General features: G+C 71.1%; 24 protein-coding genes. 5 read left to right on the top strand and 19 right to left on the bottom strand.

Annotated elements, in window-relative coordinates; all coding sequences use genetic code 11:
- Positions 1 to 2: 2 nt before the first annotated feature.
- The 7 genes from EDF46_RS06365 to EDF46_RS06395 form a co-directional block, all read right to left on the bottom strand.
- The gene (locus EDF46_RS06365; protein ID WP_123505447.1) at positions 3 to 743 is read right to left on the bottom strand and encodes an alpha/beta hydrolase; all 741 of its coding nucleotides are present in this window, start codon (positions 741 to 743) and stop codon (positions 3 to 5) included.
- Between the two features lie 80 nt (positions 744 to 823).
- Positions 824 to 1,726, bottom strand: a complete 903-nt coding sequence (locus tag EDF46_RS06370; RefSeq protein ID WP_255410943.1) for a phosphogluconate dehydrogenase C-terminal domain-containing protein — start codon at positions 1,724 to 1,726, stop codon at positions 824 to 826.
- Positions 1,727 to 1,731: 5 nt separating this feature from the next.
- Positions 1,732 to 2,529, bottom strand: coding sequence for a sugar phosphate isomerase/epimerase (locus EDF46_RS06375; RefSeq protein WP_233579905.1), 798 nt, complete (start codon positions 2,527 to 2,529; stop codon positions 1,732 to 1,734).
- Positions 2,526 to 3,314, bottom strand: coding sequence for a triose-phosphate isomerase family protein (locus tag EDF46_RS06380; protein WP_123505449.1), 789 nt, complete (start codon positions 3,312 to 3,314; stop codon positions 2,526 to 2,528). Before EDF46_RS06380 ends, EDF46_RS06375 begins: the two co-directional genes overlap by 4 nt.
- Positions 3,308 to 3,811, bottom strand: a complete 504-nt coding sequence (locus EDF46_RS06385; RefSeq protein ID WP_123505450.1) for a ribose-5-phosphate isomerase — start codon at positions 3,809 to 3,811, stop codon at positions 3,308 to 3,310. The genes EDF46_RS06380 and EDF46_RS06385 overlap by 7 nt, the downstream gene beginning before the upstream one ends.
- A gap of 17 nt (positions 3,812 to 3,828) precedes the next feature.
- Complete coding sequence (locus EDF46_RS06390) at positions 3,829 to 5,556, bottom strand: dihydroxyacetone kinase family protein (RefSeq protein ID WP_123505451.1); 1,728 nt, start codon at positions 5,554 to 5,556, stop codon at positions 3,829 to 3,831.
- Positions 5,556 to 6,947 carry an MFS transporter gene (locus EDF46_RS06395; RefSeq protein WP_370454067.1) on the bottom strand — a complete coding sequence of 464 codons (1,392 nt, stop codon included), beginning with the start codon at positions 6,945 to 6,947 and terminating at the stop codon, positions 5,556 to 5,558. The genes EDF46_RS06390 and EDF46_RS06395 overlap by 1 nt, the downstream gene beginning before the upstream one ends.
- 166 nt (positions 6,948 to 7,113) lie before the next feature.
- On the opposite strand from EDF46_RS06395, the gene EDF46_RS06400 reads away from it, so the two are divergent.
- Positions 7,114 to 7,854: a FadR/GntR family transcriptional regulator gene (locus EDF46_RS06400; RefSeq protein ID WP_123505452.1), complete on the top strand. Its 741-nt coding sequence runs from the start codon at positions 7,114 to 7,116 to the stop codon at positions 7,852 to 7,854.
- An 18-nt stretch (positions 7,855 to 7,872) separates the two neighbouring features.
- On the opposite strand, the gene EDF46_RS06405 is transcribed toward EDF46_RS06400, so the two are convergent.
- The 4 genes from EDF46_RS06405 to EDF46_RS06425 all read right to left on the bottom strand — a co-directional run bounded on the left by EDF46_RS06405 (position 7,873) and on the right by EDF46_RS06425 (position 13,459).
- Positions 7,873 to 8,784 carry an SMP-30/gluconolactonase/LRE family protein gene (locus EDF46_RS06405; protein ID WP_123505453.1) on the bottom strand — a complete coding sequence of 304 codons (912 nt, stop codon included), beginning with the start codon at positions 8,782 to 8,784 and terminating at the stop codon, positions 7,873 to 7,875.
- 1,905 nt (positions 8,785 to 10,689) lie between these two features.
- Positions 10,690 to 11,919 carry a GAF domain-containing protein gene (locus EDF46_RS18930; protein WP_370454068.1) on the bottom strand — a complete coding sequence of 410 codons (1,230 nt, stop codon included), beginning with the start codon at positions 11,917 to 11,919 and terminating at the stop codon, positions 10,690 to 10,692.
- 217 nt (positions 11,920 to 12,136) lie between these two features.
- Complete coding sequence (locus EDF46_RS06420) at positions 12,137 to 12,430, bottom strand: putative quinol monooxygenase (RefSeq protein ID WP_158614174.1); 294 nt, start codon at positions 12,428 to 12,430, stop codon at positions 12,137 to 12,139.
- Positions 12,431 to 12,493: 63 nt separating this feature from the next.
- Entirely contained in the window at positions 12,494 to 13,459 is a 966-nt protein-coding gene (locus tag EDF46_RS06425) for an acetylxylan esterase (RefSeq protein WP_123505457.1), read from the bottom strand.
- A gap of 165 nt (positions 13,460 to 13,624) precedes the next feature.
- On the opposite strand from EDF46_RS06425, the gene EDF46_RS06430 reads away from it, so the two are divergent.
- Positions 13,625 to 13,843, top strand: a complete 219-nt coding sequence (locus EDF46_RS06430; protein WP_123505458.1) for a hypothetical protein — start codon at positions 13,625 to 13,627, stop codon at positions 13,841 to 13,843.
- Between the two features lie 102 nt (positions 13,844 to 13,945).
- On the opposite strand, the gene EDF46_RS06435 is transcribed toward EDF46_RS06430, so the two are convergent.
- Entirely contained in the window at positions 13,946 to 14,659 is a 714-nt protein-coding gene (locus EDF46_RS06435; protein WP_123505459.1) for a transglycosylase family protein, read from the bottom strand.
- Between the two features lie 272 nt (positions 14,660 to 14,931).
- Between EDF46_RS06435 and EDF46_RS06440 the strand changes: the two genes are divergently transcribed.
- The gene (locus EDF46_RS06440) at positions 14,932 to 15,573 is read left to right on the top strand and encodes an NADPH-dependent F420 reductase (RefSeq protein ID WP_123505460.1); all 642 of its coding nucleotides are present in this window, start codon (positions 14,932 to 14,934) and stop codon (positions 15,571 to 15,573) included.
- A gap of 15 nt (positions 15,574 to 15,588) precedes the next feature.
- Here EDF46_RS06440 and EDF46_RS18285 read toward each other — a convergent pair whose 3' ends face one another.
- The 5 genes from EDF46_RS18285 to EDF46_RS06460 form a co-directional block, all read right to left on the bottom strand.
- Positions 15,589 to 15,729, bottom strand: a complete 141-nt coding sequence (locus EDF46_RS18285) for a hypothetical protein (RefSeq protein ID WP_158614175.1) — start codon at positions 15,727 to 15,729, stop codon at positions 15,589 to 15,591.
- A gap of 64 nt (positions 15,730 to 15,793) precedes the next feature.
- Complete coding sequence (locus tag EDF46_RS06445) at positions 15,794 to 16,150, bottom strand: hypothetical protein (RefSeq protein WP_123505461.1); 357 nt, start codon at positions 16,148 to 16,150, stop codon at positions 15,794 to 15,796.
- 171 nt (positions 16,151 to 16,321) lie between these two features.
- Complete coding sequence (locus tag EDF46_RS06450) at positions 16,322 to 16,924, bottom strand: TetR/AcrR family transcriptional regulator (RefSeq protein ID WP_123505462.1); 603 nt, start codon at positions 16,922 to 16,924, stop codon at positions 16,322 to 16,324.
- Between the two features lie 279 nt (positions 16,925 to 17,203).
- Positions 17,204 to 18,172 (bottom strand): carbohydrate kinase family protein, encoded by a 969-nt coding sequence (locus EDF46_RS06455; RefSeq protein WP_123505463.1) that lies wholly within the window; start codon positions 18,170 to 18,172, stop codon positions 17,204 to 17,206.
- Positions 18,173 to 18,179: 7 nt separating this feature from the next.
- Positions 18,180 to 18,707, bottom strand: coding sequence for an MOSC domain-containing protein (locus tag EDF46_RS06460; RefSeq protein ID WP_233579906.1), 528 nt, complete (start codon positions 18,705 to 18,707; stop codon positions 18,180 to 18,182).
- A gap of 64 nt (positions 18,708 to 18,771) precedes the next feature.
- Between EDF46_RS06460 and EDF46_RS06465 the strand changes: the two genes are divergently transcribed.
- Positions 18,772 to 20,001 (top strand): MFS transporter, encoded by a 1,230-nt coding sequence (locus EDF46_RS06465; protein WP_123505464.1) that lies wholly within the window; start codon positions 18,772 to 18,774, stop codon positions 19,999 to 20,001.
- Positions 20,002 to 20,112: 111 nt separating this feature from the next.
- On the opposite strand, the gene EDF46_RS06470 is transcribed toward EDF46_RS06465, so the two are convergent.
- On the bottom strand, positions 20,113 to 21,015 hold the full coding sequence (locus tag EDF46_RS06470) for a carbohydrate kinase (protein WP_123505465.1): 903 nt from the start codon (positions 21,013 to 21,015) through the stop codon (positions 20,113 to 20,115).
- Between the two features lie 62 nt (positions 21,016 to 21,077).
- Entirely contained in the window at positions 21,078 to 22,007 is a 930-nt protein-coding gene (locus tag EDF46_RS06475) for an AraC family transcriptional regulator (RefSeq protein ID WP_123505466.1), read from the bottom strand.
- A gap of 147 nt (positions 22,008 to 22,154) precedes the next feature.
- Here EDF46_RS06475 and EDF46_RS06480 point away from each other — a divergent pair, with 147 nt between their 5' ends.
- A complete protein-coding gene (locus EDF46_RS06480; RefSeq protein ID WP_123505467.1) occupies positions 22,155 to 22,883 on the top strand; it encodes an SDR family oxidoreductase in 729 nt (242 codons plus the stop codon).
- Positions 22,884 to 22,950 lie beyond the last annotated feature (67 nt).

A 22,950-nucleotide genomic window follows, 5' to 3' on the forward strand; every position in this document is an offset into this window, starting at 1 on the left:
CGCTAGAGGCCGGAGACCCAGGCCTCGACGCGCGCCGTGATCTGCCGATCGACCGCGGCGCGCGACAGCGTCGGCGTGTTGTCGCCCGGCTGCTTCCCGTACGCCCCGAAGCTGGCGTGGCTCGCACCCCGGATCGTCACCATCGACGCATCCGACGGCAGGAACGTCCTGGCGGCACCCACCTTCGCCGGAGTCGACAGCCCGTCGCGGCTCCCCGCCAGGCTCAGCACGTCGAGCCCCGACGAGGCGAGGTCGTTGGCGCAGTAGCTGCCGAGCAGGAGGAGTCCTCTCGTCTCGCCGGTCTCGGCGAGCTGGCAGGCGCGGACCCCGCCGAGCGAGTGGCCGCCGACGGCCCAGGTCGTGACGAAGGGCGCGTGCGCCTCGAACGTCGACAGCGGCCGGGTGTCGAAGAACGCGAGGTTGAGCGTCGGCTTCGTGATGACGACGGTGGTGCCGGCGGCCACGACGTCGCGGAACGTCACCATGTACGCGTAGGGGTCGACCTTGGCGCCGGGGATGAACACGACTCCGACCCCGTCGGACGCACCGGTCGGCGTCATCACGACGCTGTCGCCGGCGTCGCGCACGGCGACGCGGTCGTCGCGCCACACCGTGAGGGCGGCCGCGCGCTCCCCCGGCATGACCTGGTTCGCGTAGACCAGGAAGGCCGTGGCGAAGACGGCGAGGACGACCACTACGGCGACGCAGACGGTGAGGAGTCGAGTTCCTGCGCGCCGGGCCATTGCTCTACCCTAAGGCGCTTCGGATCAGCGGGTCAGCGGATCAACGGATCAACGGATCAGCGGGTCAGCGGATCAACGGGTCAGCGCTTCACCGCGTCGATCTTCAGCATCTTGGCGATGACCGAGTCGAGCTGGCTGTCGTCGAAGATCTTCTTCCAGTCGTCCTTGACGATCGACTCGCGGCCGTAGTCCATGGCGATGTGGCAGGCGTCCGAGAACGGGTTCGAGCCGCGGAGGCCGTTGGTGAGGGCGATCCAGGTGTGGCCGTAGAGCATCGCGCGGGCGGCCTCGTAGGGCACGCCGACGCCGTCGACGGTCTCTTCGAGGGCCTCTTTCAGGAAGGCGCCGATCATGCAGGCGATCGTCTCGACGAGGGTCGGCTCGAGCACGGCGAGCTGCTTGACCGTGACGTAGTGCACCGCGATGACGGGCGCGTAGATGGTCGAGATGACCTGGGTGGCCAGCTCGCGCACCGGGGAGTCCTCGTCGACGCCCTCGAGAGCGGCGATGACCTCCTGGGGAGCCGCGACGCCGCCGAACGTGTCGGCCCACTCCTCCTTGGTGGTGCGCTCGAGGAAGACGCTCGGGTGGCAGGGGTGCGCCACGGCGTAGTGGATGTCCTCGCGGGCGAGCAGGAGTCCTGCGTAGGCGGCGGCCGGGTCGAGCGTCAGGATGATGGCGCCCGACTTCATCTGCGGAACGACCGACTCGGAGACGCGGCCGAGCACGACGTCCGGGACGGCGAGGATCACCACGTCGGCGTCTCTCACGGCGTCGTCGGTCGGCGTGACGGTGCGGCCCAGCGATTCGATGTGGGCGACGCCGTTCGGCGATGCCTCCGAGTACAGCGTCGTGTACGAGCTCTTGGCGAGGTTGTTCGAGACGCGCTGGCCCATCTTGCCGCCGGCGCCGATGACCGCCACGGTGATGTCGGGCGCACCCTGGCCGTCGGCGTAGGTGACGGATGGGGTGGTGTCGAGGATGTCGGTCACGTGTTCTTCTCCTTCAGGAATTTCAGGTTGTGTTCGGTCCACTCGCGCTCGAGGCGAGTGGTGGTCTCTTCGTCGCCCTGCCACGGCAGCCAGTGCTCGACGACCTGGCTGATGCCGCGCGATCCGGGGTCGATGGCGGCGAGCATGCCGTCGTAGTCGAGGCGGCCCTCGCCGAGGGGCACGCCGACGAGGCTGAACCCGACCCAGCCCGCCTGGCGGGTGAAGTCGAAGTCCTTGACGTGCCAGTTCTTCACGTGCGGCAGGCAGCGCGCCGTGACGTCGGCGGGGTTCTCGAGGTTCGCGACGGTGTTCGCGGGGTCCAGGCAGATGCCGAGGTGCTCGCTGCCGACGGCCTCCACGAGCGCCACCAGCTCGGTCGACGACACCTGCTCGTAGGTCTCGAGCGCCAGCGTGACAGCGGCGGCCTCGTAGCGCGGCACGATCTGACGGAGCCGAGCGACGCTCTCGTCGAAGGTCGGCCGGTCGTCGCCCGAGGTCCACATGCTCCTGACGACGGTCGCGCCGAGGGCGACGGCGAGGTCGAGGTGGCGGTCGAGGTGCGCAGGAACTGTGCCGCGCGTCCCGACCTCCAGCGTCAGCCCGAGCCCGTCGGCCACCGCCCTGGTCGCCGCGAGCTGCGCGTCGTCGTACCCGGCCAGGGGTGCGTAGTCGCAGATCTGGAAGAGCTCCGCGCCGATCGCCGCCGCGTCGCGCAGCATGTCGTCGAGGCTCATCGGGTCGGCGACCCGCTCCGAGAACCGCCAGAAGTAGGCGTAGGTCGAGAGGCCGATCACGCGGAGGCCCCCTGATGCGCGAGCGCGACGACCTCGTCGAGGATCAGCTCGACCGCAGCGGGGTCGTGCGCGAAGCGGCCGAGGAAGAGGCCCTTCACGTCGCCGCCGAGGGAGGTCAGCAGGCCGGGGCCGGCGCTGCCGCCGTAGATGACCCGGCTGCCGTCGCGGCCCTCGAGCGCCTGGACGAACTGCTCGAGCTCAGCGACGACCGCGGCGATGTACTCGGGGGCGGCGGGCTTGGGCGCGCCGATGGCCCACTGCGGCTCGTACGCGACGATGATCGCGCCCGGACCGGCCTGCGCCAGCGCGGACTCGATCTGCTGGGTCACCTCGAGCGACGAGATGGCCGGCGAGGCGGCCTCCTCCTCGCCGACGCAGAGGAGCGGAGTCAGGCCGTTGCGGAGAGCGGCGGCGGTCTTCTGCGCGATGACCTCGTCGTCCTCGTGGAAGAGCGCGCGGCGCTCGGCGTGGCCGACCTCGGCGAGCGTGCAGCCGATCTCGGCCAGCTCGACGCCGGAGACCTCGCCGGTGAACGCGCCGGAGTCGGCCCACGCGATGTCCTGCGCGCCGAGGCGCACCGAAGCACCCGCGAGCGCGTCGCGGACGGGGACGATCGACGGGAAGGTCGGGACGACGAACAGCTCGACCAGGCCGTCCGCGACCGCGGGGTGGCGACGTGCGATGTCGCCGATGGCGGTGGCCCACTCCACCGTGCGGGCGTGGCCGAAGTACATCTTCAGGCTCACCCCCACGGTGAAGGGGGCTGCCGCCGAGTCGCTCAGCATGAGGCGGAGTCCACCGCCGCAGGGGCGCCGGTCGTGTTCGCGGCCTCGTAGTCGTTCATGATCTGGACCTTGTCGTTCGACGCGCTGGACGTGTCGAACGTGTAGGTCAGCCACTCGCGGACATTGCGGCGGGCGAGCTCGATCCCGACGACACGCTGCCCCTGGCACAGGACGTGGGCGTCGTTCGACAGGATCGATCGCTCGACCGAGAACGAGTCGTGCGCGGTCACGGCACGGATGCCCGGGACCTTGTTCGCCGCGATCGCGACACCGAGGCCGGTGCCGCAGAACAGGACGGCACGGTCGGCCTCGCCGCGCGCGATCATCTCCGCCGCGGCGATGGCCACGGACGGGTACGGGGTGTGCGACGCCGCGTCCACTCCCACGTCGACGACGGAGGCGACGAGGGCGTTGCCCTCCAGGTCCTGCTTGACGATCTCCTTGTAGTCGAATCCGGCGTCGTCGGATCCGATGACGATTCGCAGCTGCTCAGCCATTGCGTTCTCCTTCGGGGTTACTTCGTTGAGGTCGCGAGGACTGTCGCGACGGACTGCACGATGAGGCCGAGAGACACGGCTCCGGCGTCGGGGGTGCCGAGGCTCTTCTCCGCGTGCGGACGAGCTCGCCCCATCTTGGGCAGGAGGTCCTTGGTGGCGGCTGCGGCATCGGAGGCGATGTCAGCCGAGGTCTTCCATGCATCGGTCAGGTGCTCGCCGGCCTGCACGCGCTCGGTGAGCGCCGTCGAGAAGGGCACGAGCACGTCGACCATGGTCTTGTCGCCGACGACGGCGCCGAACTCGAGGATCTCGGTGGTCGCCTGCGCGACTCCGCGCGCCACGGCGTCGGCGTCCGCCGCGGCCGAGTCGGTGAGCGCGCCTCCGACGGCGCCGAGGGCCGACCCCCACAGGGCACCGGAGGTTCCGCCGGCGCGGTCCGACCAGGCGTCGCCCGCCCGGTCGAGGACGGTCTTGGCTCCGGCTCCCCGGTCGAGAGCGTCGTGGGCGGCCTCCACCGCGGCGGTGACGCCGCGCTGCATGCCGATGCCGTGATCGCCGTCGCCGGCCACCGCGTCGATCCGGCCGAGCTCGTCGGCGTTCTCGTCGATGACGACCTTGATCGCATCCAGGGCGGTCACGACCAGGGCCGCGGCCTGTCGCGACTCCTCGGAGGACTCGGGGATCGGCTCGGCGAGCTCCTCCTCGTCGTGGATCTCGGCTGCGGCGCTCGAGGGGTCGACCGAGCCCTTCTTGTAGGCGGGCGCGTCGACCGGGGCGGCCCAGAGGCTCTCCAGCTCGTCGTCGAGCCAGAACAGGGTCAGCGAGGCGCCGGCCATGTCGAAGCTCGTGACGAGCTCGCCGACCTCCGGCTCGACGACCTCGACGCCCGCGGCGGTCAGCAGCTCGTCGATCTTCGCGTAGACGACGAAGAGCTCTTCGTACTTGACCGATCCGAGGCCGTTCAGGATGACCGCGACGCGCTGGCCGTCGGCCCGCTCGACGCCGTCGGGCAGCTCGGCGAGCAGGGTCGAGACGAGGAGCTCGGCGAGGCCGGCCGCCGTCGGGACATCCTGCTCGGAGATCCCGGGCTCGCCGTGGATGCCGAGCCCGACGGCCATCCGGCCCTCGGGGACGGTGAACAGCGGCTCGTCGGCCCCCGGCAGGGAGCACCCGGTGAACGCGACGCCGATCGACCGCGTGCGGTCGTTGGCCTTCTGCGCCACGCGGACGACCTCGTCGAGCGAGTACCCGGCTGCCGCTGCGGCACCCGCCGCCTTGAAGACGGTGAAGTCGCCCGCGATGCCGCGGCGCCTGTGCTTCTCGGCAGCGGAGGCGCTCGCGACGTCGTCGGTGATCGTCACCGTCTCGACGCGGATGCCCTCCTCGCGGAGCCTGGCCTGCGCGCGGTCGAAGTTCAGGACGTCGCCGGCGTAGTTGCCGTAGCTGAGCAGGACGCCGCCGCCGTTGTGGGCCGACTTCGAGACCGAGCGGACCTGCTGCCACGACGGCGAGGCGAACAGGTTGCCGAGGGCCGCGCCCGCGGCGAGGCCTGGTCCGACGAGACCGCCGAACGCCGGGTAGTGGCCCGACCCGCCGCCGACGACGAGCGCCACCGAGCCGGGTGCCGAGGCGGCCGTGCGGACGACGCCGCCGTGGACCTTGCGGACCCAGCGGCGGTTGGCTGCGACGAACCCGTCGACCGCCTCGTCGGCGAAGTCGGACGGCTCGTTGAAGAGGCGCGTCATCAGCCGAGCCCCGCGGCCGTGGCGGCAGCCGGCCTCTCGGCGGTGGCAGTCGGTCCGACGCGGCGCTTGCGCGACAGCAGCGCCATCAGGAGGGCGGACAGGAGCATGAAGAATCCGACTATGAACATGGCTGCACGGTACCCGCCGGTGGCGTCGGTGACCGCCCCGGTGATGTACGGGGCCGCGAAGCCGGCCAGGTTGCCCATGGTGTTGATGAGCGCGATGCCGGCTGCGGCGGCGGTGCCGGTGAGGAACTGCGTGGGCAGCGTCCAGAAGTTCGGGAGAGCCGCGAAGATCGACATGGCCGTGAATGCGATGACGACGATCGTCGCCGCCGGCGAGTTCATATAGAGCGCGACGGGGATGCTGACGCCGCCGACGATCGCCGGGATCACGATGTGCCAGGTCCTGAGGCCGCGCTTGGTGGCGTCCCGCGACCAGAAGTACAGGGCGAGAGCCGCCGGCACGTAGGGGATGGCCGTGATGAGCCCTTTCTCGAAGAGGTCGAACTCGGTGCCGAACTGCTCCTGGAAGGTGCCGATGATCGTCGGCAGGAAGAAGGCGAGAGCGTAGAGGCCGTAGATGAACCCGAAGTAGATGAACGCGAGCATCCAGACCCGGCCGCTCTTCAGGACGCGGCCGAGGCCGACGCCGTGGCCCCCGATGCCGGTGGCGCTGGTCTCGGTGCCGATCTTCTCCTCTTCGAGAGTGGTCTCGAGCCAGGTGCTCTCCTCCTCGGTCAGCCACTTGGCGTGCGAGGGCCTGTCCTTGAGGTAGAACCAGGCCACGACGCCGACGATGACCGCGGGGATCGAGACGCAGAGGAACATGAAGCGCCAGCCCTCGAGGCCGAGCACGCCGTCGTTCTGGAGCAGGAGTCCGGCCAGCGGGGCACCCACGACGCTCGTGAGCGGCTGGGCCAGGTAGAACAGGGCCAGGATCTTCGAGCGGTGCTTCGACGGCACCCAGAGGCTCAGGAACAGGATCGCGCCGGGGAAGAACCCGGCTTCGGCGACGCCCAGCAGGAAGCGGAGGCCCGCGAGCTGCTCGAAATTCTGGGCGAAGGTGAACAGGAACGCCACGATGCCCCAGGTCACCATGATGCGGGCGAGCCAGCGGCGGGCGCCGAAGCGCGCCAGGGCCAGGTTCGACGGCACCTCGAGAAGGATGTAGCCGATGAAGAAGACGCCCGAGGCGAAGCCGAACTGCGCGGCGCTCAGACCGAGGTCGGCCTCCATGCCGTTGGGGGCGGCGAAGCCGATGGCGGTGCGGTCGAGGTAGTTGATGAAGAACATCAGGGCCACGAACGGCACGAGCCGGATCGAGATCTTGCGGATGGCCGACCTCTCGACGCCGTTCGGCGCGGGGGTGGCTGTCAAGGGGGCGTCCACTGCGACTCCATTTCGTTCAACGACGTTGTCGGACGTGCACGAGAGGGTCGTCCCGCGTCACTGCTCCCATGATGACTCCCGCAACATAATCTGTCAACCGGTTGACCAATTAAACTGCCGGTGTGCCCGCCCCCGAATTGGTTGACCAAAAGATAGGCTTCACGCCATGCCGGCCTATCCAGACGACGACCCCGCGACGCTGCGGCTCGAGATCGAAGCCGTGCCCCGGGGGACCGCCGTGGCCGAGGTCGTGAAGCAGCTCATCTCGCTGCTGACCGGCGGCGAGCTCACCCCCGGGTCGCGGCTCCCTCCAGAACGCCAGCTCGCCGAGGAGCTCGGGGTGGGGCGGTCCGCCGTCCGCGAGGCCCTCGCGGCGCTCGAGATCCTCGGGATCGTCAGCGTCCGTCCCGGCTCGGGCACCTACCTGCGCGACTCCACCTCCGAGCTCCTGCCGACGACGCTCAGCTGGGGGCTCATGCTCTCCGCGTCGCGCACCCGTGAGCTGATCGAGGTCCGCGGCGCGCTCGAGATCCAGGCGGCCGCGTTCGCCGCGAGCCGGATCACCGACGACGAGGTCGAGATGCTGGCGCGGCACATCGAGACCATGAAGGAGAGCCTCGACGACCTCGACCGCTTCGTCGAGGCCGACGTGCGCTTCCACCTGCAGATCGCGGCGAGCGCCGACAACGTCGTGCTGCGCGACCTCCTGCAGAGCGTCCGCTCCCTCCTGCGCCTCTGGGTCGAGCGCGGCCTCCGCGACCGCGACCAGGGCGCTGTCGCCCTGCGCGAGCACATGGCCATCTACGAGGCCATCGCGGCGCACGACTCGGTGGCGGCCGAGGCGGCCATGCGCGTGCACATGACCACGGCGGGCGATCGCGTGGCGAGCCTCGACCTCGACTCCTAGGGGCGGGTCAGCGGTCCGTCAGCGACGAGTCAGGCGCGCATCGGTGGTCGTTGTCGCGATGCTGTAGAGGCTCGTCGAGGCGGCGGCGAACAGCGTCGTGCCGTCCGGTCCGCCGAAGCAGAGGTTCGCCGTCAGCTCCGGCAGATCCACTGCACCCAGGAACTCGCCGTCCGGCGCGTAGACCTCGACGCCGGTCGCACACGACGTCCAGACGTTCCCCGCCGCGTCGACGCGGAATCCGTCGGCCAGACCCGAGCCCACCGTGGCGAACACCCGTGAGTTCTTGCACCGGACGCCGTCGGTCACGTCGTACGCGCGGATGCAGCGGTTGCCGACACCCGCGGGCTGGCGCGCAGAAGACGTGTCGGCGACGTAGAGCACCGACTCGTCGGGCGAGAACGCCAAGCCGTTGGGCTCCTCGACGTCGAGCACCACGGGGCGCACGTCGCCCGTGACCGGATCAGCCCGGAACACCCAGTGGTCGCCGTACTCGCGGAAGCCGGGGTGACCTTCTCGGGCCTCGATGATCCCGTAGGGCGGGTCGGTGAACCAGACGGTGCCATCGCGCTTGACGACCACGTCGTTCGGGGAGTTGAACCGGTAGCCGTTCCACTGGTCGGCGATCACCTCGATGACTCCGTCGCGGTCGCGCTCGACCCGGCGACGACCGTGGGAGCACTGCACGACGCTGCCGTCGTCGTCGATGACCCGTCCGTTCGTGAACTCGACGCCCGAGGCGTAGACGCTCATCTCGCCGGTATCCCACGACCACTGCAGGATGCGGTCGTTCGGGATGTCGCTCCAGCGCAGCGTGCGGCTCGCCGGGATCCAGCACGGCCCCTCCGACCAGATGGCGCCGGTGGCGAGGCGCTCGGGTGCGGCTCCGGCCGGGACGAGTCCCGCGTCGGCGAGGTCGGTGAGACGGGTCATGATTCTCCTTCGAATCGCGAGTGCGACGGCAGGCCGAACGCCCTACACTGTCGCTGGAACAGAACCGGTTGACCAATCGCGATCAGCCGCTCCACTTCACTGTCCTCCTATTCAACTGTGCTCCTATTCCACAGTGCTCCTCTACCACCGCGCTCCCTTCGCCGCGGTGGCACCACTCGCGACATCGACGGAGATGAGATGACCGGCTCCCCCGAACGGCTCCGGCTGCCCGAACGACTCCAGGTGACGGACGAGTGGACGGTCGTCGTGGAAGACGCGTCGTTCGATCGCCTCGAGCACGCGGGGCGCGAGTTCCTGCGCGCGATCCGGGTCGTCGTGCGCGACCGCGACTGGCGCACGATCCCGGCGGCCTCGACGGCGCTCTCGCGGGGAGGCGACGGCTCGCTCACGCTGACGGCCGAGCTCGACGACCTCGGGGTGAAAGCGACCTGGACGGCGACGCTCCGCCCGGACGGCCCCGGCCTGCGGCTCGAAGCCGAGATCGTCGCGCACAGCGACTTCGACAGCAACCGAGCCGGCCTCATCGTGCTGCACTCCCCCGCGCTCGCGGGCACGCCGCTCACCGTCGTGCATCCCGACGGGACGACCTCCGACACCGCGTTCCCCGTCGACGTCGCCCCGCACCAGCCGGCCCGCGACATCGCCGGCCTGCGGTTCGCGGGCGGCGAGCTCCGGTTCGAGGGCGACGTCTTCGAGATGGAGGACCAGCGGAACTGGACGGACGCGTCGTTCAAGACCTACAGCACGCCGCTGTCGCTGCCGTTCCCGGTCCGCGTCGCTGCCGGCGCCGTGATCAGGCAATCCGCCGTGCTCACGCCGACCGGCACGGCCCCGGCCTCTCCGGCTGCCGCATCTCCTGAGGCGCGCACCGCCGCCGTCTTCCCGCAGCTCGCCGTCGGAGCCGCCAGCGCCCCGGGTCGCCCCCGCCGCCTGCTCCCATGGCTCGCGGGCGCCGGGATCCTCGTCGAGCTCGACCTGACCAGCGCCGCCTGGTCGCGAGTCCTGAGCCGGGCCCGCGCCGACTCCCCCGGTGCGCGGCTCGACGTGCGCCTGATCGCAGCCGACGCGGAGCAGCTCGTCGCCGCCGCCCACGCGCTCTGCGGGGTCCCGGTCGGCCGTCTGGCCGTCTATGACGCCGCGACACACGGCACGACGCCCGAGCTCTGGCGCCGCCTCGGCGAGCTCGCCGCGAGCGAGCCTCTGACCGGCACCCTGGTCGGCGGCACGCGCGCTCACTTCACCGAGCTCAACCGCACCTCGCAGTCCCTGCCCGATGACCTGGCCGGCGTGACTTTCTCAGTCACCGCGGGCATGCACGACTGGTCGACGACGCAGAAGGTCGAGTCGATCGCCCTTCAGCGAACCGTCGCCGAGCAGGCCGTGCGGATCGCCGCGGGCCGCCCCGTGCACGTCGGCCCGATCTCGCTCCGCGCGCGGTTCAATGCCGTCGCGACCTCGGCGCCGACACCCGCGCCGGACGACCCGGAGCGCGACGGATCAGAAGCCGCGCTCACGTGGGGATCGTCCGACCCGCTGCAGCGCGAGCCGTTCTTCGCCGCCTGGCTGGTCGCCTCGGCCGCCGCACTGACCGTCGACGGCGTGGCGTCGCTGGCGTTCGCCGAGGCGTGGGGGCCGCGCGGCTTCGGCGATGCGGACGGCGCGCCCTACCCCGCCGCCGACGCACTGCGGATCCTCAGCTCGTTCCAGGGGTGCGAGGTCGTCGAGGCCGGTCGGGTGGGGCCGGACACGTGGGCGATCGCGGTGCGCCGCCCGACCGGGGTCGAGGTCGTCGCTGCCAATCTGGGCGCCGACCCGGCCACCGTCACGGTCGCCGGCCGGACGCTGACCGTCGAGCCCCTGACCGTGGCACACCGGGACGAACGCTCAGCTGACCGGCACCGATCCCAGCTCGTGCTGGATCTGGAGTGCGAGCTCGCGGAGCATCGACACGTCGACGTCCTCCCCCTCCCGAGGCTCGGAGTCGAAGACGCAGAGCGCGCCGATCCGGGTGCCGTCGGCAGTCTCGACCGGGTAGCCCGCGTAGAAGCGCATAGGCGCACCCTCCCCGGGAACCCGCGCGTCTGACCAGGCGTCCTGCACCACCAACGGCGTGGAGTGCTCGATCGTCACGCGGCAGAACGACGTCTCGAGCGAAGCCTCGGGGCCCGCGTCGATTCCGGCCACGGCCTTGTTCCACTGCCGGTCTCCGCCGATGACGGTGAAGGCGGCGCCCCTGGTTCCGAAGGCCTGGGCGGCGCGGGCGACGATCTCGTCGAAGCGCCTCTCGGAGGGGGAGCCGTCGAGGCCGGCATCCCAGATGGCCGCGAGCCGGCGGTCGCGCGACTGAGGACGGTCGCGCGCCGCGCGGGTCTCGCTCCCGGGCGCGGCCTGCATCTCGAGGTGCGGTGTCATGGCGTCGGCCATGGTGAGCGCCCACTGGCGGAAGCGCTCAGGCGATCGGTAGCGGTGCTCCGCGGCGGTGGATCCCTGCCTCGTCGTCGGCAGGCAGTTCTCGGGCGGGCTGACGAAGTGCGCTCGCGGGTGACCCTGGCAGATGGCGAAGGTGAGCTGGTTGAGGTGATCGGCCCACCGGTCGGTCTCGCCGCCCGGACGGGCCCTGTAGATCGGGATGCTCGACACCGGCTGGATGCCCATGACGAAGATCCTGGTGAGAGGCGCCGTGTGACGCTCGAACGCGTCGATGAGACGCACCAGACCCTCGGCCCACTTGCGGGGCGAGGTGAAGCGGTAGGCGTCGCTCGCCCCCATCACGATGACGATGGCGTCGTAGACCCCTAGCGAGTCGCCGGAGAGCACGCTCGCGGCCGACTCGACGTCCCACCGCATGTCGGCGAGGAGGTCGACGTCGGCCCCGCGCCCCGTGCGCTGGCTCAGAGCGCGGGCGAGCTGGCCGGGGATCGCGAGCTCGTGGGTGCCGACGCCCCAGCCCATCGCGATTCCGTTTCCGAAGACGAGCACGCGGTCGGGGTTCTCCCCGGGAGCATGCCCCTGGGGCGCATCGTGCGGTCGGGGGACGGACGAGGGTCCGTCGCCGACGAGTCGGTAGCGCTGGACCCGCGCGGGGCGCAGGAGGGCAGGGACGAGCTGGGACATGGGTTGCTCCGAGTGGTTGGTTCGGTTCGCCGGAGGTCGTCGTGTCGTCCTGATCCGTGGTGAACGACCGACCCCTTGTGGCTGGGTTGGGGCAACCGTACGTCTGTCGAATAGATGTGGCAAGCACCAGAAGTGGGGGCCGCCGACATCCGCCTCCGGTCCGAGGACTGTGCGAAGGCCCTGGTCGCGGCCCGCGCCGCTGGAGCTCGATGCCCTCCTAGAGCTCGATGCCCTCGGTGAAGGTGCGGAAGACCGGCGGCGCGGCCATGATCGATCCGAGGCGGTTGGCCCCCTCCGGGGTCTGCCTCCATTCGGCGTAGGCGGTGCGCGCCTCGACGGTCGCCCACGACTCCACGATCACGATCTTCGACGGGTCGTCGTCGTCGATCAGGATGTCGATGCCGGTGTTGCCCTCGCGGTCGCGCGTCTGAGTCAGGACCTCGCGGATGACCTCGGTCGCGCCGGCGACGTCGGTGTTGAGGGTCATCTCGAGGAGCACGGTCATCGTCATGGGTCGTTCCAGTTCGTCGGGCCGCTCCGATCGGCGGCGTCGATCCATCATGCTCTCGCGTCGTCAGACCGGCAGCACCTGTCGGAGAACAGCCAGCTGCGCCTCGTCGTCGAAGACGTCGCCGCCCTCATGGCCGTTGTACGGCCAGACGGTGATCGCCTTCTCGCCGCCGTAGACGTTGAACGCGCCGAAGACGGTCGAGGGCGGGCAGATCGGGTCCATCAGCGCCGTCGTGAACCACGCGGGCGCGGTCGCACGGCGGGCGAAGTTGACGCCGTCAAAGTAGGCGAGCACGCCGTGCACGGCGTCGACCCGGTCGCGGTGCACGGCCAGGTACCGGCCGATCTCCTTGTAGGGATCGGCATCGGTCATGACGGTCGCGCGCGGGAAGTCGCAGAGGAAGGGCACCCGCGGGAACGCTGCGGCCAGCCCCGGAACGAGACCGGCTACGGCGAGCGCGATGCCTCCGCCCTGGCTGCCGCCGAGCACGACCACCCGATCGGCATCGATCGCCGGCAGGGTGCGAGCCGCCTCGACCGCACGGACAGCGTCCGCGAACACTCGGCGGTAGTAGTACGTCTCGCGGCTGTCGATACCCCGGGTCAGGAAGCCCGGGAACTGGGGGCCGCCGCCATCGGGGTCGGCGGTCGCGCCCTCGCTCCACGCCGAGCCCTGCCCCCGGGTGTCCATCTGGAGGTGCGCGTAGCCGGCCGACGACCAGAAGAGATTCTCGACGGCACGCCCTCGGCCTCCGCCGTACCCGACGAACTGCACGACGGCCGGGAGCGGCGCCGACGCGCCGTGCGGCACGCGCAGCCACGCCCGGACCGGCTGCCCCTCGTACCCGGCGAACGTCACGTCGAACACGTCGACGGTGGCCAGGCCGGTGTCGACGGGCACCACGGCGAGGCCGAGATCGTGAGACCGGGTGCTGTCGAGGGTGGCCGCCCAGAACTCGTCGAAGTCGACGGGATCGACCTGGCTGCTGGTGTAGCGGCGGAGCTCTTCTTCGGGCATGTCGACGAACATGCCCACAGCCTAGCCAGCCGCCGCGACGCGAGCCGCAGGGCGAATCCGCGACGGGTGGCCGTTCTCCCGGGGAGAGTCGTACCCTGGAGGCATCGTCGACATCGGAGTCGGCGACTCGGAGCCCCAGGGCTCCCGGTAGGCGGCGCAGAGAGGCGACGAAGACCAATGGATCACGAGACACGACGGTTCGCCCGCGAAGCGAAGCGCGAGATCAAGCTGCTCATCGAGCAGTGCTCGTACATCGCTCCCACGCAAGAGCAATCGGCCGCGCAGGACCCCGCCGAGGAGTTCGACCGCGAGACCGAGGTCATCATGCGGTCGAGCATGGGAGGCAGCGCCAATCTGGCGTTCTTCCTCCCCTACCTCTGGAAGCACCGGCACTAGACCGCTCGACGCGCTACGACCCGACCGCAGGCGAGATGGCCGCCCCGGTCGCACCCCGCAGGGAGTGACGACCGGGACGGCCATCTCGTGGCGTGCCGTCGACTAGGCCGGGAGCTCGAGCTTCTGGCCCGGGTAGATGAGGTCCGGGTCGGTGACCGTGGTCGTGTTGGCGCCGGCGAGTTCCTGCCATCCGCCGTCGAGGTCGAGGTGCGTGGCGATCGTCGCGAGCGTGTCGCCCGACTTCACGGCGTAGGTCTTGCCGCTGGTCTTGACCGGCGTGATCGCCGGTGCGGGCACCGTGCTCGACTCGGTCGTCGTCGGTGTGCTCGTGGACGGCGCGGGTGCGGCCGGAGCAGCAGGCGTCTCGGGAGCGGCGGGTGCCGCGGGAGCCGCCGGTGCCGCCGGAGCCGCCGGTGCCGCCGCGGCCGCACCGGAGGTGCCCGAGAGCCCGAGCTTCGCCGAGCACGCCGGCCAGGCGCCCCAGCCCTGCGAGGCGAGGACGTTCTCGGCGACCGAGATCTGCGTCGCACGACTGGCGGCGGCCGGCGAGCCGGCGCCGCCGTTGGCGGTCCACGTGCCCTGGGTGAACTGGAGTCCGCCGTAGTAGCCGTTGCCGGTGTTGATGGCCCAGTTGCCGCCGCTCTCGCATTGAGCGAGGGCGTCCCACGTGGAGGCGTCGGCCGCGTTGGCCGGGGCCGCCGCGAGGCCGACTCCGCCGGCGGTGAGCGCGACGAGCGCGGCCGATCCGAGGAGGACGCGGGGACGGCCGATCCTCTTCGATGCGGTGTTCTTCGATGCGGTGTTCTTCGATGCCATGAATGCTCCAGGGGGACGCCGAAGACCTCGAGGGTCGGCCGCCCATCCCTGCCGATAGAGGTCAGGTAGCGGCTGCTGCAGGCTGGGCGGCCCGACGGCGAGATGCAGCGCCGCGGCGAGGCCCCCGGTGACGAGGGCCGAACGACGCACCACGCTAGGCGAGGGCATCGTGCGGATCAAATCGTGCGCCTGGGAATCCCCTCCGCCTGGATTTTCAGGGAACTCTCACCGCAGAACGGATTTTTCTGACGGCAGGAGCCGTTGCCATCACCATGAGCACACTAGGAATCATCGGAGCAGGTCACATCGGCAGCCAGGTCGCCCGCGCGGCGATCGCGACCGGATACGACGTCGTCATCAGCAACTCCCGCGGGCCGGAGACCCTCGCCGACCTCGTCACGGAGCTCGGGCCGAAGGCGCGCGCCGCGACCGCGGCCGGGGCAGGGGAGGCCGGCGACGTCGTCGTCGTGACCGTTCCGCTCAAGGCCATCGAGCAGGTCCCCGTCGAGCCCCTCGCCGGCAAGATCGTCATCGACACGAACAACTACTACTTCGAGCGCGACGGCCACATCGCCGCTCTCGACGAAGGCACCGACACGGTCAGCGAGATGCTCCAGAGGCACCTCCCGACGAGCCGCGTCGCCAAGGGCTTCAACCACATCATGGCGAAGGACATCACCGAGGACGCCCTCCCGGCGGGCGACCCGAAGCGCCGCGCACTCGCGACCTCGAGCGACTTCGACGACGCGAGCACGTTCGTCGAGAAGCTCTACGACGAGTTCGGCTTCGACACCGTCAACGTCGGCCCGCTGGCCGACAGCTGGCGCGTCGAGCGCGACCGCCCGGCCTACGTCGTGCGCCAGTCGAAGGCGGAGCTCGTCGAGAACCTGGCCAAGGCCCCGCGCACGGTCTGACCGCGCGCGTCGGCGTCAGTCGTTGCGGTACAGCGTGGCCGCGGTCGCGGTCCTGCGCGATTTGACGGCGAGCACGATCATCGTGACGAACAGTGCGATGAGGGCGACTGCCATGAGCCCGGCGACGATGGCGAGGAAGACTGCGAAGACCGACATGGTCCGAGCGTAGTCGACCTTCCTGTCGCCGGGCTTTCTCGTGCCCGCTCGCGGGTGCGGACGCTCAGGCTGCGAGGGCCGCGCGAGCCCGGCCGAAGAGCCGTGCGATCCACTCGCCGCGGCGGGGAAGATGCGCGTGCGTCTTCGTCCGCAGCTCGATGCGCTTGAGGCCGCGCGCGAGGTCGTGGAGGTTGTTGCGGCGCGTGCCGTCCCAGTTCACGTAGAGGTAGCGGCCGTCGAGGAAAGGCAGCGAGCGCACTCGCGCCCGCTGGTACGAGTCGGGGCCGGCGAAGTAGTGCGCCTCGCCGCGGTGGATCTGCTGCGCCGCGAACTCGGCGTCGATGACGCCGGTCGGGGTGACGAGGGCGACGATGGCCCCGGTCGTGTCTCGCACGACGAACTCGATGGTGAGCTCGGACATCGCGGACCTCTCTCGGCGGTTCAGGCGCCGTTCGGCAAACGACGCGGGCGGACCGCGGGATCCGGAAGAGGGGCGAACGTGTCGAGGCGGCCTGTGCCGGAACCCTCGGTGCTTCCTGTGACGATCATACGAGCGAGCCGAGTCGATTTCCACCACCCGAGCGGGGGTTGACTACGCGGGCTTTCCCGTCGCCAGGCGCCACCAGGTCGGAGCGCCGGCGGCGATGGCGTGCACCGCGCCCTCGATGTCGTCCAGGTCGCCCATCTGCAGCCACACCTCGATCGCGCCGACTGTGCCCGATGCCGCATAGGCCGCGATCATCCGAGTGGTCTGGTCGTCCATCTGCTCTACCGGGAGCGGGGCGATCTGCGGATAGGCGGTCAGAGCGGTGACGATGTTGTCGGCCAGGAACGTCGACAGCGAGCGCCGCACGGGCGCTCCGTTCTGCCCGAGCAGGGCCGCGCGGTACGCGGGCCCGAAAGCGGCGATGTGCCGGAGGAGCCCGGCCTCCGCCGTCGCCAGCACACCCTGGAGCGCGCTGGACGCGGGCATGCCCTGACCGACGTAGCCGAGGAGGTACTCCTCGAGCTTCTCGTGAAGGGCGAGTGCCAGCAGGTCGACGACCGACGAGGAGTGCCGGTAGAACGTATCGCGCGTGACGCCGGCGTCTCGGGCGACCTCCGAGACGCTCACGTCGTCGATGCGACCTGCCGCGGCGAGGGCCAGTACGGCGGAGGTCAGCCGGTCGCGGCTTCGTCGTGCTCGCGGATCCATGGAGACAACGTAATCACGCACCTGTCGACCACTGCCAGGTTCTCAGCAAGTCGTCCCCCGCATGACAGCCGAAAGGCGGACAGACAGATCACCTCGTGTTGCCTCGAGCAGGAAGGGGCGAGGCCGATCGACCCAAACGACCGGCCCCGCCAGGCGATCGCGTGGATCGCCGTCGTCCACGACCCTGATCCGATGCCGTGGACTCCCCCAAAGTATCAAACAAATGTCAGCGAGACCACGGTTCCTGCATATCGGACCTCGGTCCACGACCCTCGACCGCTACAGCGATGCCGCCCACTCCGACACGAAAGTCCAGTCGCCCTCGGGCCGCTGCTCCTCCACGAACCGGACCAGCGCCTCGGGCACCGGAGCACTGGCGGCCCCGCCGAGGCTCATGACCGAGAGCGACGCGCTCAGCCCCGCGAATCGCAGCTTCTGCTCGAGGGGCCAGTCGCGGCCGAGCACCACCATCAGGGCCGCTACGAAGACGTCGCCGGCTCCGGTCGGATCGACGGCAGGAACTGCCACCGCCGCCGTCTCGACCATCGTCCCGCTCCCGGCGTCGTACGCCACGACCCCGCGGGGCCCGCGCGTCACGACGGCGAGGGGCGTGTGCTCCCCGAGCGCCCTCGCCGCGAGGTGGGCGTCGTCGGTGCGCGTGTACCGCATCGCCTCGAGGTCGTTCGGCACGAAGACGTCGACGCCGTCGAGCCGGTCGAGCACCTCGCTCGACCACGAGCCCGTGGAGTCCCAGCCGACGCCGCCCACGACAGTCGTCCCGCCGGCGCGCAGCTCGGCGACCCAGCCGGGAACCGGCTCGGCGAGCTCGACGTGCACGACTCCGACCGCGCCGAGCCCGGCCGGAGGCGTCTTGCGGCGCTGGCACTCGGCGTCCGTGAGCGACTCCTCGTAGGTGATGAAGCTCCGGTCGTGCGCGCCGGTGAGAGCCACGGTCACCGGGCTCTGCCGGCCGGGCAGCGTGCGGACACGGCTGACGTCGAGGTTCGCCTCGATCTCCAGGAGGCTGCGGATGTGAGCCCCGAGCACGTCGTCGCCGAGCTCGGCGAGCAGCGCCGTCGAGGCGCCGAGGCGCGCCCCCGCCACGGCGCGGTTGGCCACTCCCCCGGGCGTGACGGAGAACGCCTTCGCGAACACCTCGGTGCCCGCCTCGGGCACAGCGACGCCCGAGAAGACGAGGTCGCAGTAGACGATCCCGCTGAAGAGCAAGTCGGTCCGTGATTCGGTCACGAGTCCATCATGACGGCTGGACGACCTCGAACACCGCCGGCCCGAGGGTCAGCTCGCCGTCGGTGAGCGGCTCGCACCGCATCCCGCCGCGGCCGCGGAGGGCCGCGAAGGCGCCGGGCGCGAGCTCGTGGTCCATCCAGGCGCACGGGTTGGCGGGGCGGTTGCCCCGGAAGAGCACGGCCCCTGCGCCCGAGTCGAGCGAGAACAGGGCTCCGCGGAGGGTGTCGACCGGCATGCCGCGGACGATCACGTTGCGACGGGTGCGGGCGGGATCGAAGGCGACCGCCCCGAGTTCCTGCGCCGCCGTCTCGAGCTGCCCGACGTCGAAGAAGGTCACCGACGCGCCGCGGTGCGCCGGCTTCGCGAAGTAGCGGTCGCCGACGATGCCGAGGCCGGCGCGGATCTCGACGCGGCCGGGCAGCTCGCTCTCGCGCTCCCCCTGGCCGAACGGCCGGGCGCCGTCGGCGGGGCGGCCGTCGTAGCGGTGCCGGGGCGAGGCGAGCAGCAGCTCGATGGTCACGTCGCGCCCGGTCACCCGGCCCACGATACGCGGCGCGACACCGGGGAATGGATCGGCGCTCCTAGAGCTTGGGCCGAGCATGACTCAGTCGCCTGAAAGGCGCGGATGGCTCGGCGTGATCTCGGTATCGCTCGGCTCGTTCGTGCTCGTCCTCTCCGAATTCCTCCCGATCGGCCTGCTGCCCAACATCGCCTCCGACCTCGGGATCGGCATCGGCACTGCAGGGCTCCTCATCGTCGCCACCGCCATCGCGGCCGCGATCGGCGCCCCCGTCATCACCGTCGTCAGCTCGCGCATCGACCGCCGCTACGTGCTCTGGTCGCTGATGGTGCTGCTGATCATCGCCGACGTCGTCGGCGCCATGGCGGGCTCGTTCGCCCTGCTCCTGGTCGCGCGGGTGCTGCTCGGCGTCACCCTCGGCGCCTTCTGGGCCATCGGCGCCGGCATCGCGGGCCGCCTCGTCGCGGCACCTCAGGTCATCAAGGCCACCTCGATCATCACCGCGGGCGTCTCGGTCGCGACCGTGGTCAGCCTGCCGCTGGGGTCGCTCGTGGCGAACCTCGCGAGCTGGCGCCTCGCCTTCGTGATCGGCGCCGGCCTCGCGGTCGTCGCGCTCGTCGGCCAGCTGATCCTCCTGCCGTCGATCCCGTCGAGCTCGCGCGTGGCGTTCCGCACCTTCGGCGGGCTGTTCCGGGTGCAGCGCGCCCGCGTCGGCCTGATCGCGACGGCCTTCGTGTTCCTGGCGCAGTTCACCGCGTACACCTTCATCACGCCGTACCTCGAGGACCTCGTCAAGGTCGACACGTCCACCGTGACGCTGGCGCTGCTGGTCTTCGGCATCGCCGGGATCGCCGGCAACTTCGCGTTCAGCGTCGCCCTGTCGCGAAACCTGGTCGGCACGCTCCTGTTCGGCAAGATCCTGCTCGCGGTCGCGATCGTGCTTCTGCCGCTGCTCGCCTGGACCGTGCCCGGCGTGTTCGTGCTGCTCGTCGTCTGGGGCTTCGTCTGGGGCGGCATGCCGCTCGGCATGCAGACGTGGATGTCCACCGCCGCTCCCGGCGTCGCCGAGGGCAGCCTGGCGATGTTCGTCACCACGATCCAGCTGGCGATCTCGGGCGGCTCGATCGTCGGGGCCGTCACCCTCGGCCTCGGCGGCTACGGTGCCACCTTCACGGTGTCGGCCGTCATCGCGGCGCTCGGGTTCGTGACGCTGCTGGTGCTGGGGCGGAGCGGGTCGTCTCGCGCGGCGTCGGCGCCGGCCGCGCCCGTGCCGGTCACGACCGGCGCCGTCGCGGTGCCCTGCCCCTAGCCCGTCCCGCCCGGACCTCCCCCACCGCACCACGATCGGGACTCCACACCACGCGATGTCGTGGTGTCGGGTCCCGATCGTGGGTTCGGGGTCCGGCCCGGACAGCGGTCGCTAGCGGCCGAGCTCCGCGACCGTCGGAGGGTTCGCCCCGGCGCGCGACACCGTGACGCGGGCGCTCGTCAGGGCCGTCGCTACGACGGAGGACAGCACGCCGGCAGCCAGCCCGCCAGCGCGCACCGAGTCGGCGTGCCCGCCGTCGAGCAGCGCGAACAGCAGCCCCGACATGAAGGCGTCTCCGGCGCCGATGGTGTCGACGACCTCGACGGGAAGCGAGGGCAGCGCGACCCGGTCGGTCGACGTGGCCGCGACCGCACCGTCAGGGCCGCGAGTGATGGCCGCGAGCGTGACGCCCAGGCCGAGGTAGCGGTCGAGCACGGCGTCGAGGGACAGGCCCGGGTGCAGCCAGGCGGCGTCCTCGTCGCTCATCTTCAGCACGTGCACCACCCGCGCCAGCGCGTCGACGGTGGCCAGGACGGCGTCGCGGTCGGGCGTGATGCTGGGCCGCACGTTCGGGTCGAAGCTCAGGAGCGCCCGGTCGCGCGAGGCCTCGAACAGGCGCCGCACGTCGTCGCTGCCCGGCGCGAGGGCGGTCGCGATCGAGCCGGTGTGGAGCAGCGCGACGTCGTCAGGAACGCTGATCGCCCCGGGTGCCCACTCGATGTCGAACTCGTACTCGGCGTGGCGATCCTCCTGAATCGTGGCGACCGCCGTCGAGGTCCGGTGCGAGGTCACCGTGGCCGGGTCGACGCTCACCCCCGCCGAGGCGAGATGCGCCAGCAGGGCGTCGCCGCGTGCGTCGCGGCCGACCGAGGCGCGGAACGCGGTGCCGACTCCGAGCCGGGCCAGCCCGTAGGCGACGTTCATGGGGCTCCCGCCCGGGTGCTCGACCGTGGAGTCGCCGTCGACAACGATGTCGACGAGCGCCTCGCCGACGACGAATGCTGCACTGCTCATGCTCGGAGCGTACCGGCAGTGTCGTCCCCTCAACCATCACCCCCGGGGCGCAGGAACTGCGACTACGCCGCCACCGCCCGAGCCGCCGCGCGGAACCGCCCCGGCGCCGCACCCCGCGCTCGGCTGAACGCCCTCGAGAACGCGTACACCGACGAGTACCCCACCGCCGCTGCGACGGCCTCCAGCGGCTCGTCGCCGTCGCGCAGCCGCACGGCGGCGAGGTCCATCCGCCAGCGCGTCAGGTACGCCGCCGGAGTCTCGCCCGCCACCGACTGGAAGCGCCGGGCGAGAGTCGCCTTCGAGACGTTCAGTCGCGCCGCGAGGGCGGTCGTGGTCCAGGGCGCGGCGGGGTCGGCGTGCACGAGAGTGAGCGCCTCGGTCATCAGCGGGTCGCCGAGGACCCCGAGCCACGACGGCTCCGACGGCGCAGGCCTCGTGGCGAGCCAGACGCGGAGAAGCTGCACGAGCAGGATGTCGACCAGGCTGTTCATCACTACGCTCGCTGCGATCTGCGGGTGGGCGAGCTCGCGGGCGAGGAGGCGCACGGTGTCGTCGAGGCAGGTGCCCCCGTTGTCGGCGCGGATGTGGACGACCTCCGGCAGCAGCTCCAGCACCTGGGTGGAGACCGCCGGGTCGTGGCGGTAGGCGGCCCCGAGGATGTGCGTCTGCACATCGCCGTCGCCGAACCGGAGCACCCCGCCCGTGCGCCGGGCGTGGGCGGCCGTGCTCGAGTCGCAGAGCGGCGCGGGAGCGCCCGGGTAGCTCGTCAGAGTGTGGCCCACCCCTGTCGGGAGGAGGACCACGTCGCCGGGCATCAGCTGTCGGGGGTCGTGCCCGGGCACGCCGAGCCATGCGGTGCCCGAGGTGACGGCGTAGAAGGCGGCGCCCGGGTTGTCGGTCCACCAGACACCCCAGGTCGCGGTGGCCTCGATCCGGGCGCCGAGGGTGCCGCGGACGCCGGAGACCGCGAGTACGTCGGCAAGGAGGTCCATCCCCTCAGAATAGCCGCCGGTCATCTATGCACCTGCGCACATGAGTCGATCGGCTATCGATCTGGTCTCTTCGGGCATCGACCTGCGCATAACCTGCTTCGTACGCTCGACGAGTGCCGAACGGACGGCACCGGAAAAGGGGCACCAATGAACATCGAAGGCCAGATCGTCCTCGTCACCGGATCGAACCGCGGCATCGGCCGGCAGTTCGTCGAAGAGCTGCTCGCGCGCGGCGCGGCGAAGGTCTACGCGACCGCCCGGCGCCCCGAGGGCGTCGACGCCGAGCTGTCCGGGCTGACCGGCGTCGCGATCCTGCCGCTCGACATCACCGACCAGGCGTCCGTCGACGCCGTGGCAGCGGCAGCTCAGGACGTCACCCTGCTGATCAACAACGCCGGCGTCTCGACCGGCGCCGACCTGGTCGCGGGCGACCTCGCCCTGATCCGCCGCGAGATGGACACCCACTTCTTCGGCACCCTGAGCATGGTGCGGGCGTTCGCGCCGATCCTCAGGGCGAACGGCGGCGGCGGCATCGTGAACGTCCTGTCGGCGCTGTCGTGGTTCAACTGGATCGGCGCCGGTGCGTACGGTGCGGCCAAGGCGGCCGGCTGGGCGATGACGAACGGCGTGCGCCTCGAGCTCGCAGCGCAGGGGACCCTCGTCACGGGCGTCCACCTCGGAGCCGCCGACACCGAGATGATGGCCGGCTACGACGGTCCGCTGCTCGCACCCCGCGACGTCGTGATCGCAGTGCTCGACGGGATCGAGGCGGGCTCGACGGAGGTCGTCGTCGACGAGTGGAGCGCCACGGCGAAGGCCTCGCTCGCGCTCGCGCCGTCGGCCAGCCCGTTCTACGACGGCACGCTCAACGCCTAGGGCCGCGCCACGACGCGCGGAGCCCCGCCGTTTCGGCAGATCCCCGCTGTCGCGCAGGAGGGATCGA

The organism is Frondihabitans sp. PhB188 (assembly GCF_003752365.1).
Classification (GTDB): domain Bacteria; phylum Actinomycetota; class Actinomycetes; order Actinomycetales; family Microbacteriaceae; genus Frondihabitans.